The organism is Streptomyces sp. NPDC002467, from assembly GCF_042889825.1.
In the GTDB taxonomy this organism is placed as follows: Bacteria; Actinomycetota; Actinomycetes; order Streptomycetales; family Streptomycetaceae; genus Streptomyces.
Window position 1 is genome coordinate 161,435 of the sequence record NZ_JBIARJ010000014.1, and the last position, 12,668, is coordinate 174,102.

General features: G+C 73.4%; 10 protein-coding genes. 3 read left to right on the forward strand and 7 right to left on the reverse strand.

Going from position 1 to position 12,668, the window contains the following annotated elements:
- Positions 1 to 118 precede the first annotated feature (118 nt).
- Entirely contained in the window at positions 119 to 1,240 is a 1,122-nt protein-coding gene (locus tag ACFYYJ_RS27235; protein WP_385122372.1) for a glycosyltransferase, read from the reverse strand.
- 11 nt (positions 1,241 to 1,251) lie between these two features.
- Positions 1,252 to 1,791, reverse strand: coding sequence for a WcaF family extracellular polysaccharide biosynthesis acetyltransferase (locus ACFYYJ_RS27240; RefSeq protein WP_385122204.1), 540 nt, complete (start codon positions 1,789 to 1,791; stop codon positions 1,252 to 1,254).
- 121 nt (positions 1,792 to 1,912) lie between these two features.
- Here ACFYYJ_RS27240 and ACFYYJ_RS27245 point away from each other — a divergent pair, with 121 nt between their 5' ends.
- Positions 1,913 to 3,427 (forward strand): hypothetical protein, encoded by a 1,515-nt coding sequence (locus ACFYYJ_RS27245; protein WP_385362011.1) that lies wholly within the window; start codon positions 1,913 to 1,915, stop codon positions 3,425 to 3,427.
- 45 nt (positions 3,428 to 3,472) lie between these two features.
- A complete protein-coding gene (locus tag ACFYYJ_RS27250; RefSeq protein WP_385122208.1) occupies positions 3,473 to 4,723 on the forward strand; it encodes a Gfo/Idh/MocA family protein in 1,251 nt (416 codons plus the stop codon).
- On the opposite strand, the gene ACFYYJ_RS27255 is transcribed toward ACFYYJ_RS27250, so the two are convergent.
- Genes ACFYYJ_RS27255 through ACFYYJ_RS27265 form a run of 3 tightly spaced genes read right to left on the reverse strand, consistent with a single transcriptional unit; the run spans position 4,720 to position 8,878 of the window.
- Positions 4,720 to 5,931, reverse strand: a complete 1,212-nt coding sequence (locus ACFYYJ_RS27255) for a hypothetical protein (RefSeq protein WP_385362009.1) — start codon at positions 5,929 to 5,931, stop codon at positions 4,720 to 4,722. The two genes, ACFYYJ_RS27250 and ACFYYJ_RS27255, sit on opposite strands and share 4 nt — an antisense overlap.
- Positions 5,928 to 7,676 (reverse strand): lipopolysaccharide biosynthesis protein, encoded by a 1,749-nt coding sequence (locus tag ACFYYJ_RS27260; protein ID WP_385362007.1) that lies wholly within the window; start codon positions 7,674 to 7,676, stop codon positions 5,928 to 5,930. Before ACFYYJ_RS27260 ends, ACFYYJ_RS27255 begins: the two co-directional genes overlap by 4 nt.
- Entirely contained in the window at positions 7,673 to 8,878 is a 1,206-nt protein-coding gene (locus ACFYYJ_RS27265; protein WP_389136330.1) for a glycosyltransferase family 4 protein, read from the reverse strand. The genes ACFYYJ_RS27260 and ACFYYJ_RS27265 overlap by 4 nt, the downstream gene beginning before the upstream one ends.
- Before the next feature lie 170 nt (positions 8,879 to 9,048).
- Here ACFYYJ_RS27265 and ACFYYJ_RS27270 point away from each other — a divergent pair, with 170 nt between their 5' ends.
- Positions 9,049 to 9,549 carry an adenylyltransferase/cytidyltransferase family protein gene (locus ACFYYJ_RS27270; RefSeq protein WP_385122217.1) on the forward strand — a complete coding sequence of 167 codons (501 nt, stop codon included), beginning with the start codon at positions 9,049 to 9,051 and terminating at the stop codon, positions 9,547 to 9,549.
- On the opposite strand, the gene ACFYYJ_RS27275 is transcribed toward ACFYYJ_RS27270, so the two are convergent.
- Positions 9,530 to 10,252 carry a CDP-alcohol phosphatidyltransferase family protein gene (locus tag ACFYYJ_RS27275; protein ID WP_389136232.1) on the reverse strand — a complete coding sequence of 241 codons (723 nt, stop codon included), beginning with the start codon at positions 10,250 to 10,252 and terminating at the stop codon, positions 9,530 to 9,532. The genes ACFYYJ_RS27270 and ACFYYJ_RS27275 overlap by 20 nt on opposite strands.
- Before the next feature lie 64 nt (positions 10,253 to 10,316).
- The gene (gene glgX / locus ACFYYJ_RS27280) at positions 10,317 to 12,665 is read right to left on the reverse strand and encodes a glycogen debranching protein GlgX (protein ID WP_389136235.1); all 2,349 of its coding nucleotides are present in this window, start codon (positions 12,663 to 12,665) and stop codon (positions 10,317 to 10,319) included.
- Between the last annotated feature and the right edge of the window lie 3 nt (positions 12,666 to 12,668).

Consider the following 12,668-nt stretch of genomic DNA (forward strand, 5'->3'; position numbering starts at 1 on the left):
CGGGTGGTCCCGCCCGGCAGCCTCTCGGGGTGGGGGGTGGTGCTGACGGGTGCGGCGTTCCCCGTCGCGGGCGGGCGGTTTTTGGGCCGCGGGGGAGCGGCTCCGCGCAGCGGGGGGCCTAGCGGCGGACGGCCGCCTCGTACACCGGCAGCAGCGTGTCCAGGACGGCGTCCATCGAGAAGGACTCCGACGCCAACTTGCGCGCAGCGCCCGACGCAGCCGAGTTGACCGCCGGGTCCAGCAGCGACAGGACCGCCGCGGAGACCCCCGCCGCCCCCGGGTCCACGACCCGCCCCGCCCCCGCCGCCCCCACATCCCGCGCCAGCCCGTTCGACCGCGTCACGACCACCGGCACGCCCACCGCAAGCGCCTCCAGCACCGACATCGGGAACGGCTCGTCCACCGACGGCAGCACGTAGACGTGCGCCCGCCGCAGTTCCTCCTGCACCCCCTCGGCGGAGAGCGCCCCCGGCACCGTGAACCGATCGGACAGGCCGAGCGCGGTGATCCGCGCGCGGACGGCCGCCAACTCGCCCTCGTCCGGACCCGCCACCACGAAATGCGCGTCCGGACGCACGGCCAGCACCGCCGGCGCCGCGTCCACGAAGTCCACCGGCCGCTTGCGGGCCTGCAACCGCGCCGAGTACAGGATCCGCGGCGGACCGCCCGGTGCCGGCCGCTCCTCCTGCGCCGGGGTCCCGTTCACCAGCCGTACGGCCCGTCCCAGCGGCGGCGCGCCGACGACCGCGTCCAGGCCCTCCCGTTCGTGCGGGGTCAGGTACAGCACGGAGTCCGCGCCGCGCAGCACCCGGCGTACCGCGACCGCGTCCAGCACCTTCGCCAGCAGCTTCTCGCTCGGGTCGACCATCCCGTGGGTCTGCAGCACCAGGGGCCTGCCCGCCCGCAGCGCCGCCAGCGCCACCGGCAGGGTCACCAGGTCCCGCGCGAGGTGTACGTGGACCACGTCGGCCTCCCGCACCAGACGCCCGGCCGAGGCCAGCAGCGCGGGCGAGGTCATCCCGCTGAAGCCGAGGGGCAGGAACCTGCGGGCCGGGAACAGCCTCGCGGGCACCCCCTCCACGGAATCGGGCCACGGCTCGCCGAAGCCCTCGCCGAGCGCCAGCAACCGCGCCTCGTGGCCGCGGGCCCGCAGCCCCTTGGCCAGGTTCAGCGCGACCCGGACCGGCCCGCCGAAGGCGTGCGACGGTGAGTGCAGGGTGACGGCGTGCAGGACTCGCAGACCACGGGTGCTCACTTCGGCTCCTCCACCGGGCGGCGCCGCCCGTCCTGGGTCTGCAGGGTCAGCTCCGGCAGGTCCCGGTGCACGACCGAGCCCGCGCCCGCGACCGCGCAGCGGCCCACGGTCACCCCGGCCAGCACGGTCGCCCGTACCGCGACCCAGGCGCCGTCCTCGACGGCGATGGGCGCGTTGCGGTAGCGGAAGTCGGCGGCCCGGTGGTCGTGCGAGCCGGTGCACAGCATCGCCTCCTGCGAGAGGCACACGTTCGCGCCGATCGTCACCGGCTCCAGGTTCAGCAGCCAGGCGCCCTCGCCGATCCAGGTGTGGTCCCCGACGGTGAGCTTCCACGGCCACAGCACCCGCACCCGGTGCCGGATCAACACGCCCTCGCCGATCGTCGCCCCGAAGGCCCGCAGCAGCGAGACCCGCAGCCGCGCCGGGCAGAACCAGCTCATGAACAGCGTGTTCATCACCGCGAACCAGAGCGCCTGCGTCAGCAGCCCGCGCCCCTTGTCGTATCCGGCCAGCGTGAAGGAAGGAAGGTCACGCAACTGAAGCCCCGATCGTGTCCGCCCCCGAACTCCGTCCGGGGGGACCCCGCCGGCGCCTCCCCTGACGCCGCGCGCTCAGACTAGACTGCGCGCGGACCAGGCACATGGGGTGGGGGCGGCAGTGGCAACGGACATACGCAAGCCCCCGATCGCGCCCCGACCGCCGAGCGCGTTCGAGGACGAGTCGCAGTGGGGCAGGGTCACCACCCCGCGCACCCTGCTCTCCCGCGCCCTCTCGGTGCCCCTCGCCCTCGGGTTCACCGTCTTCCTGCCGCTCTTCGTCGCCGTGCAGGACGGCGACGGCCGGCGCGACGCGGCCTTCTGGCTCCAACTCCTGCTCACCATGTACGCGGGAGCCCGGCTCTCCGCGATGGTGCTGACCAGCCGCCGCAAGCTGCTCCAGGGCTCCTTCTGGCTGTTCGTCTACATGGCCATGGGCGTGGCGCCGCTCGCGCAGGCCGTCCTCGGCAGGGTGCCGACCCCCGTCGTCGGCCCCCGCTCCGACCTGGCCGTCGCCATCGGGCTGGTGCTGCTCGGCTGCCTCGCCTTCGACGTGGGCGCCCTGCTGGCCCGGCACCGACCGGCCGGCCGCGCGGGCGGCTCCCAGAAGGAGTCGCGACCGGTCATGGCGCACCGGCGGCGCCTCCAACTGCTCACCGTCATCTCCTTCTTGTGCAGCGCCGCCTTCATCGTGAAGCTCGGCGGCCCGGCCGTCTTCTTCTCCAGCCGCCAGGAGATCATCGCGGGCATCGAGGAGGCGGGCATCTCCGACGGCGACGGCCAGGCCGGACAGGCGCTGCTGCGCGGCTTCGGCACCGTACCGGCGCTGCTCGCGCTGCTCCTCTACACGCGCTGGCTGATCACCTCGAAGTTCGCCCGCCGCAAGGTGTCGGTCATCGTCACCTGGGGGGCGCTCGCCGTCCTCAACCTGGTGGTCAACAACCCGATCTCGAACCCGCGCTACTGGTTCCTGACGGTCATGTTCGCGCTGCTGTTCACCGTCTTCCCGGTGAGCGCCGCGATGTACCGGGTGGCGCTGTCGATGGCGGTGGTCGTCGCCCTGCTCGTCTTCCCCTTCGCGGACCGCTTCCGCTACGACGAGAAGAACTACAAGCCGGTCGAGACCACGTCCTTCCTGGAGCCGATGGCCCTCAAGGACTACGACCAGATCGGCATGTTCGCCAACACCATCACCTTCTCCGACTCCGGCCCCGGCCACTTCTACGGACGCCAGCTCGCGGGATCGGTGTTCTTCGCGGTGCCGCGCGCGGTGTGGCCGGGCAAGCCGCGCGACACCGGCGTGATGGTCGGCCAGTGGATGGGCACGGTCAACACGAACCTCTCCTCCCCGATCTGGGCGGAACTCTGGCTCGACTTCGGCCCGCTGGGCATGGGGGCGGGACTGCTCGGCATCGGGTACGCCTCCGCCCGTGTGGACCGCCGGTACGCCAAGCGCGCCACCCGAAGGTCCCCGCCGGGCAGCCTGATCTCGGTGGTGGTTCCGCTCGTGGCGGGGTATTCCTTCATCCTGCTGCGCGGGCCGCTGCTCCAGGCGTCGGGCCGGGTCGCCATCGCGGCGATGTGCCTCGCCCTGGTGGCCACGTACCGGCAGGACAGGGCCACGACACTGCGCTGACCGACCGCACGCGCGGTCGCGCGCAATCGACGGAAGGCGGATCGCATGTCCTCACCGGTCACCCTCGCGGTCGTCGGCGCCGGAGACCGGGGCACCGGTTACGCGCGCTGGGCCCTGGCCCACCCGGACCGGGCACGGGTCGTCGCGGTGGCCGAGCCGCGCGCGATCCGGCGGGACCGCCTCGCCGCCGACCACGGCCTGGACGCCGGCGCGGTCGTGGACGACTGGCGGGAGCTGGCCGCCCGCGGCCGGATCGCGGACGCGGTCCTGATCTGCACCCTGGACCGGGACCACCTCGAACCGGCCCTGGCCTTCGCCGGACTCGGCTGCCACATCCTGCTGGAGAAGCCGATGGCGCCCACCGAGGAGGAGTGCCGGCGGATCGTGGCGGCGGTCGAGCGGGCCGGGGTGACCCTCGCGGTCGGCCACGTCCTGCGCTACACGCCCTACACGCGGGCGCTGAAGGCCGTCGTCGACTCCGGCCGGATCGGGGAGGTCGTCAGCGTCCAGCACCTGGAGCCGGTCGGTTTCTGGCACCAGGCCCATTCGTTCGTACGGGGCAACTGGCGGCGCGAGGACGAGGCCACGAGCATGCTGATGGCCAAGTCCTGCCACGACCTGGACTGGCTCCAGTACGTGCTCGGGCAGCCGCCGGTCCGCGTCGCCGGCTTCGGCCGCCTCTCGCACTTCCGGCCCGAGAACAAGCCGGCGGGCGCCGCGGACCGCTGTCTGGACTGCGCGGTGGAGACGACGTGCGCGTACTCCGCCAAGCGCGAGTACGGAGACCGGCTCGCCCGCGGCGAGCGCGGCTGGCCGCTGCGCGTGGTGGTCGACGAGTTCACCCCGCGGGCCCTGGAGACGGCCCTGCGCGAGGGCCCGTACGGGCGGTGCGTGTACGCCTGCGACAACGACGTGGTGGACCACCAGGTGGTGGCCATGGAGTTCGCCTCCGGAGCCACGGCCACCTTCACGATGACGGCCTTCACCGAATCGGCGGACCGCCACACCCGTGTCTTCGGCACCCGGGGCGAACTGCGCGGCGACGGGCGGAGCCTGACCCTCTACGACTTCCTCACGCGCGCGGAGGAGTCGATCGACCTCGCCGCCCAAGGGGCGGCGGACGCCGAGGGCGGCCACGGGGGCGGCGACTGCGGACTGATGGACGCCTTCGTCTCCGCCGTCGCCTGCGGAGACCCGACCCTGGTCAAGTCCGGCCCCCGGGAATCCCTGACCAGCCACCTGACGGTCCTGGCCGCCGAACGAGCCCGGCTGGCGGGCACCGTGGAAACCGTCTAGGCGGCGAGAGCGGGGGCGGGCTCCGGCCGCAGACGCCCGACCCGCAGCCAGCCGGCGGTCGCCTTCGCCGCCGAGCCGGCCGCCAGCCCCCACGCCGCGCCCGCGACGCCCCACAGCGCGTAGCCGCCCAGCAGCAGGGCCACCGCCAGCAGGGAGTAGACCACCTGGAGCGACAGCGTGGCCTTCGGGGCGAGCACGCGCAGGGTGAGCAGCGCACAGGTGCCGAGGCCCATCACCGCGTACTGCGCCCCGGTCGCCGGGAGCAGTGCGGACGCCGCCGCCCAGGTGTCGCCGAGCAGCGAGGAGCCCACCCGATCGGGCAGCGCGTACAGCACGGCCCCCCAGCCCGCGCCGACCGCGGCCAGCGCCAGGCCGAGCAGGGCCGTGGCCCGGACGGTGGCCCGCTTGCCGCGCAGCCGCCCCAGGAACGGGGGCGCGAAGGCGTTCGCGGAGTTGAACAGGACGTTGAGCGGCCCGAAGAGGGTGGTGGCGCCCCGCAGCGCGCCGACGGCGAGGGGGGTCGCGAAGACGCCGAGGCCCAGGACGGCCAGCTGGCTGGAGCCGTTGCCCACCGCGAACTCGACCACGAACCGCTGCCCGAGGTGACCGCGCCGCAGGTAGGGCCGCAGGTCCGCGCGCCGCCCGCGTACGAAGGGCCGCAGCAGGAACAGTCCGAGCGCCAGCGCGGGCAGCGCGGATACGCCCCACACCAGCACCAGCCGGCTCGCGGAGGCCCCTTCGGGCTGGACGGCCAGCGCCGCGACCACGCACACCAGCCGCAGCGCGTCGGCGGCCAGCGCCCGCTCGGGCGTGCGCAGCGCGGAGAAGCAGTACCGCAGCCCGTCCTGGAGCAGCACCAGCGGCAGTACGAGGCCCAGCGCGAGGAAGGCCCGCCCGGTGGCCCCCGGCAGTACGAGGCCCACGAGCGCGAGCACGGCGCCCACGGCGGCCGACGCGGCCCCGGTGAAGCCGGCGGCCGACCGGGCGAGTCCGCCGACCCGGTCGCCCTTCTCCAGGACCAGGCTCTGGCCGACGTAGGCCATGTTCAGCCCGAGGAGCACGCTGAAGGTGACGTAGACCATCGAGAAGTCGGCGAAACCGGAGGCCGAGGACAGCCTGGCGGCCAGCACCAGCACCAGGATGTTCGTGGCGCTGGAGGCCGCCTGGTCCAGGACCGACGCGATCGCCGCGAGGCCGCGCCGGCTCACCGCCGGCCCGGGCGGACCGTACGCAGGGCGACCGTGTCCGTACCGTCGCCCGGGATGTGCTGCTCGGGCTCGTCGACCTCGTAGCGCAGAGCCTGGGGCTGCGGCGCGGCGGGCGCGGCCGGTTCGGCCGCGGCGGACCGGCCGCGGTCCTTGCCGCGGCCGCGCTTCTCGCCGGGCAGCGGCGCGTGCAGCACCGCGCCGAGGACGGTGCCGCCGGCGCCGCTGATGAGTTCGCGGATCCGGGACAGGTCGGAGCGGTGGACGGCGCGCGGGTCGCAGACGACGAGGACGCCGTCGACGCGGTCCACGAGGGCGAGCGCGTCGGCGTAGGAGAGCACCGGAGGGGCGAGCACGACGACGGTGGCGTTGGGGGAGTCGGCCTCGGAGATCAGCCGGGTGGCGCGCGACGAGGTCAGCGAGCGCGCGACGTTGCGCACCGGACGACCCGGGATCAGGTCGAAGGCGCCGGACTCACCGGCGTCCACGACCAGCTGGCGCCCGTCGGGCCACTCCGTGTCCCCGTGCTGCGCGGGGGACTTCCCGGCGCCCGGGCCGCCCGAGCCCTGGCTCCAGCGCGGCCGGCCGCCCGCGTCGGTGGGCAGCTGGCTGGCCAGCAGGGGGGTGCGCAGGTCGGCCTCGATGAGCAGGACGTCCTTGCCGGTCTCCGCGAAGGACGCGGCGAGGTTCACGGCCACCGCGGCGGCCGTCTCGCTGCTGCCGCGCGGGGCGACGACGAGCAGCCGGCGCCGGTCGGCGAAGCGGGCGTCGTAGGCCAGCCGGAAGGCGACCGAGCGGTACTCCTCGGCGAGCTTGGGATCGGCCTCGCCCGCGGCGAGCAGCGGCCCGCCACCTGTCCGGTCCCGGGGCAGGTAGCCGAGCACGGGGGCCCGCAGGGAGCGGGCCACGTCGCCCTCGGAGCGCGGCGCCGGGTCGAAGACGAGCCGGACCCAGGCGGCCAGCAGACCGAGCGCCAGGCCCACGGCCGCGCCGAGCGCGAGCGACATCACGATGCCGGGGCCGTCGGAGCCGGGGGGCGCGGTCGCCGCGCTCGTGACGCGGCCCGGGGTCATGTCGAGGGCCTGGAGCTTGGTGATGTTGCTGTTGAGGGTGTTGACCTTGCCCTGGAGGTCGGTCTTGGACGCGTACGCGGCGTCGCGCGCGGCGCCCGCCGGCATCGTGTTGACCTGCTTGACGAGTTCGTCGAGCTGCTTGGCGACCGGGTCGCGCTGCTCCTGGTAGCTCTTGACCATCTTGTCGCGGGTGACGTCGAGGGCTTCCTGCCGCTTGGTCAGGTACGCCTCCGTCATCACGTTGGCCCGCTTGGCGGCCTCCTGGGGGGAGGATGCGGTGTAGGTGAAGCGGAGCACCATCGTCTGCGGCGGGTTGGTCACCTGCAGGCCGCCGCGCAGGGCCGCGAAGCCGGAGGGGCCGACGCCGAGCTTCTTCGCCGCCTCGTTGGCTATGGAGGAGCTGAGCGCGACCTGGCGCTCCGAGCCGATGTTGATCGCCTTGTCGGGGGCGAGGCTCGGGTTGAACGGGTCGTCGGTGGGCGCGCGCAGCACCACGTCGGCGGTCGCGACGTAGGTGTCGGCCGTGGAGACTCCGAGGTAGACACCGCCCAGCAGTCCGATGCCGATGCCCGCCCCGATGAGTCGGCGGTAGCGCAGGAGCTGTCGGAACTGGTCCCGGAGGAGGTCGGGTTCGTCCTCCGCCGGGGCCGCCGCAGGGCGGTTCGTCTCGATCACGGCCGGGGACCCCCAAGTGCTTCGTCCATCAATGCGTCGATCCGGGCCAGGCCCGCTTCACGGCTCAGGTGGGCCGCCACGTGGCGCGGTCCGGCCGCCCCCAGCGCGTCCGCCCCGTCCGGGTCCTCCGCGAGGATCCGGACGGCCTTCAGCAGGGCCTCCGGGTCCTCCGGCGGTACGAGCACCCCCGCGCCCGAGCGTTCCACTTCCTGGGCCGTTCCGCCCTCCGCCGCCACGGAGGCGACGACGGGCCGTCCGGCCTGGAAGTAGGAGGTGAGTTTCGACGGCACGCTCATGTCCAGTACGGCGGCGTGCTGCGTGACCGCGAGCACGTCCGCCGCCGCGAGGATATCGGGGAACTCGCCGTCGGCGGCAGGGGGGATGATGTCGAGATTGGGGACGTCGGCCGCGAGCTCGGCGAGCGCCGAACGCTGGCTGCCGTCGCCCATCAGGACGAAACGGACGCCCGGATCGAGGCGGGCCGCGCCCACCAGGACTTCGAGCCCCTGCTTGAGCCCCATGTTCCCGGAGTGCAGGACCACGGTCTGTCCGGGGGCCCAGCCCAGGTGGTGGCGGGTCTCGTCGCGCGGCTTGGACGGCTGCGCCACGTGCGACCAGTTGGGGACCAGGCGGATCTTCGCCGGGTCCACGCCCATGCCGACGACCCGGTCCACGAAGGTCTCGTGGATGACGCCGACGAGCGTGGCCCGCTTGAGGGCGTACGCCTCGGCACGGCCCGCGATGGCGGCCGCCTTGTCGCCGCCGCTGATCCCGCTCTGCGCGGCGGCCGCGCCCATCAGGTCCTGGACGACCGGGACGTACGGCACCTTCCAGCGGGCCGCGAGCCGCGCGGCGAGCACCCCGCCGGCCAGGCTGGGCATCTGGGCGAGGACCGCGTCCGGCTTCGGCATCCGGGGCGGGGCCACGGCGCCGTGCAGCAGAATCGATCCTTCGAACAGGGCCCGCCTGACGGCGGTCTGACGTGGCGGCACCGTGTGCGCGCGCCGGTGCACAGTGACCCCCGCGCGCCGTTCCGTGCGCTGGAGCGCCCCCTGGTACTCCGGCTCGACCGACCAGGCCGGGTAGTGTGGCATGCCGGCCAGGACGTGGGTCTCGTGGCCGAGATCCGCCCAGTGCTCCGCGATCTGGGTGGCGTACGGCCCAATCCCCGCGTGCTCGGGAGCGTAATTCGTGGAAACCAGCAGCAGGCGCCGGTTGCCGGATCTCGACACTGAACGTTCCTTCCGCCCCTGGATGATGCGCAGGCCACCCTATTCGTTCACCCGCGTGGTACGGAACGTGCACGCTATTGTCTGCTAATCCGCCGCGCCGGGGGGCGCGGCCCTGGGGGTAAGAGATGACGGAGCGGGAAATGTCGGACTTTGGCGCGCCCGCGCGGCGAGACCACGCCAGGCCCTACCGAGTCGGATACGCACCAGGTGCCTACGACCTGTTCCACATAGGGCACCTCAACATCCTTCGGCACGCCCGCAGTCAGTGCGACTACCTGGTGGCCGGAGTGGTGTCCGACGAGATGGCCGAACTCGCCAAGGGACGGCGGCCGATGATCCCGCTCGTCGAACGGCTGGAGATCGTCCGCAGCGTGAAGTACGTGGACGCCGCCTTCGTGGAGACCGTCCCGGACAAGGTGGAGACCTGGAAGCAGGTCCGGTTCGACGTCATCTTCAAGGGCGACGACTGGCGGGGGACGCCCAAGGGCGACAAGTTGGAACAGGACTTCGCCGCCCACGGCGTCGACGTCGTCTACTTCCCCTACACGGTGCACACGTCGAGCACCCAGCTGCGCCGGGCGCTGGACGCGCTCGCCGAAGCCCCCGGCGCCCCGGGCCAGCTCACCGCCGAACTGCGCTGAGCTCCCGGAACCACTTCGTGAGGAACGCCACCAGGAACAGCGCGGCGACCGCACCGAACGCCGCGTAGGCCAGGGCGAACAGCTCGCCGCCGCCGAGCAGCAGGAAGACCAGGCAGAACACGCCGTAGTCCACGGGCAGCAACGCCACCGCGCGCAGCGTCGACGGCGCCTCGGCGGGGCTCCCGGGGGCCGGCCCGGGCTTCAGCTTCTCGGTCAGCAGACCGCCGAAGAAGGTCACCACGGCGGCGAGTTGGAAGCCCAGCGGAACCAGCAACCAACCGTCGGATCCCGTCCCGTACGCGTCCGGAAAACGGTAGAAGGCGATCAGTACGCAGGCGTGCAGCGCGGTGAGTTTGGCGGCGTCCACGACGTGGTCGAGCCACTCGCCCGCCGCACTGCCACCCCCGCGCAGCCGCGCGAGCTGCCCGTCGGCGGAGTCGAAGGCGAACCCGAGGGCGAGGGCCGCCCACACGGCGAGCCCCAGCCACCACGACGGCGCGGCCACGGCGACCAGGGCCACGGCGGCGAAACTGAGGGCGGCGCTGATCAACGTCACCTGGTTCGGGGTGAGCCCGAGCGCGTAGGACCCGGCCGCCAGGTACCGTCCCACGGGACGGTTGACGAACCGCGAGTAGAGCGACACCCCCTTCGCCGACTTCTGCGCCCCGCGCAGCTCCCGCAGCGCGGTTCCGACTCTGCCCATCCGGCGACCCCCTCGGTGACGATGCCGTTCGAACACATCATCGCAGGGCCGTGCGAGGGCCCTTTCAGCCGGCGGCTCCACCTGGCCGGAAGCCGCCGACCCGGAGCACGACCACCGAGCGGGCCGGGACCGTCACCGTCTCCCCGCCCCGGTGCCGGGTGCCCGGCGGCTCGGCCTGGTCCTCCCGGGAGGTGTCGAGGACGACCTCGTACGCGTCCGCCCACGGAGCCCCCGGCAACACCCACGGCACCGGCCGGTCCCCGGTGTGCAGCAGGACCAGGAAGCTGTCGTCCGTCACCTGACGGCCCCGATCGTCACGGCCCGGGATGTCCCGCCCCGACAGGTACATCCCGAGCGCGGCGGCCGGCGCGTACCAGTCCCGCTCGGTCATCTCCACCCCCGCCGGCGTGAACCAGGCCAGGTCCCGCAGCCCGTCCGCGCCCTGCGGCCGCCCCGAGAAGAACGCCCGCCGCCGCAGCACCGGATGCGCCTGCCGCAGCGCGACCAGCCGCGACGCCAGCGCGAACAGCGACTGCCAGGCCGGATCCTCCAGCAGCGACCAGTCCACCCACCCCGTCTCGTTGTCCTGGCAGTACGCGTTGTTGTTGCCGCCCTGCGTACGCCCGAACTCGTCCCCCGCCACCAGCATCGGCACCCCCGTGGACAGCAGGAGCGTCGTCAGGAGGTTCCGCAGCTGACGGCGGCGCAGCGCACCGATCCGGGGGTCGACGCCCTCTGCGGGCTCCCCCTCCACCCCGCAGTTCCACGACCGGTTGTCGTGCGTCCCGTCCCGGTTGTCCTCCCCGTTGGCCTGGTTGTGCTTGCGCTCGTACGACACCAGGTCCCGCAGCGTGAAACCGTCGTGCGCGGTCACGAAGTTGACCGAGGCGTACGGCCTGCGCCCGCCCCACGCGTACAGGTCGCTCGACCCCGAAAGCCGGTACCCCAGGTCCCGTACGTCGGGCAGCGCGCCCCGCCAGAAGTCCCGCACGGCGTCCCGGTAGCGGTCGTTCCACTCCGTCCACAGCGGCGGGAACGCCCCCACCTGGTACCCGCCCGAGCCCACGTCCCACGGCTCGGCGATCAGCTTCACCCGCCGCAGCACCGGGTCCTGGGCGATCACCGCGAGGAACGGCGACAGCATGTCCACGTCGTGCATCGAGCGGGCCAGCGCCGCGGCCAGGTCGAAGCGGAAGCCGTCCACCCCCATTTCCGTGACCCAGTAGCGCAGCGAGTCCGTGATCAGCCGCAGTACGTGCGGCCGGCCCGCGTGCAGGGTGTTCCCGCAGCCCGTGTAGTCGGAGTACCGCCGCTGGTCGGACTGGAGCCGGTAGTAGCCGCGATTGTCGACCCCGCGCAGCGACAGCGTCGGACCGAGCTCGCCCGCCTCCGCCGTGTGGTTGTAGACCACGTCGAGGATCACCTCGATCCCCGCCGCGTGCAGGGCCTTCACCATCCGCTTGAACTCCCCGACCTGCTGCCCGGCCGTGCCGCTCGCGGAGTAGCCCGCGTGCGGCGCGAAATAGCCGATCGAGTTGTAGCCCCAGTAGTTGCGCAGGCCCCGCCGCAGCAGGTGGTCCTCGTGCGCGAACTGGTGCACCGGCAGCAGCTCCACCGCCGTCACGCCGAGCTTCGTCAGGTGCTCGACCGCCGCCGGATGGGCGAGCCCCGCGTAGGTGCCTCGCAGTTCCTCGGGAACACCCGGATGGCGCATGGTGAAGCCGCGCACGTGCAACTCGTAGATCACCGAATCGGCCCAGGGCGTCTTCGGCCGGACGTCGTCCGCCCAGTCGTCGTCATCGTGGACCACGACCCCCTTGGGGACGAACGGCGCCGAGTCCCGGTCGTCGCGCACGGTGTCCGCGATGTACTGCTGCGGCCAGTCGCGGACGTGCCCGTACACCTCCGGCGGCAGCCGGAAGTCACCGTCCACGGCCCGCGCGTACGGATCCAGGAGCAGCTTCGCCGGATTGAACCGGGCGCCCGTCCACGGGTCCCATCGGCCGTGCACCCGGAACCCGTACCGCTGCCCGGGGCGCACTCCGGGCAGGAAACCGTGCCAGATCTCGTGCGTGAGCTCCCCGAGCGGGCACCGGGTCTCCGTCCCGTCGGCGTCGAAGAGGCACACCTCCACCGCCTCCGCGCCCTGCGCCCACAGCGCGAAGTTGGTGCCCGCCGTCCCGTCGGCCGCGTCCGAGCCCGGCCGGAACCGGGCCCCCAGGGGATGCGAGGACCCGGGCCACACCGGTGGCCCGGGGCGCTCGGACGCCCTCGGCACCCGGCCCGTGACCAGGCCGTTCGGCTGGATCCCGGCACCGTCGGACCGCGGTGCGGGCGCGGCGGCGCCGCTCCGCACCGCCGGTACGGCGTCCATGACGGCTTCCACCGCCTCTTGCTCGGCTGCGCTCGACACTGC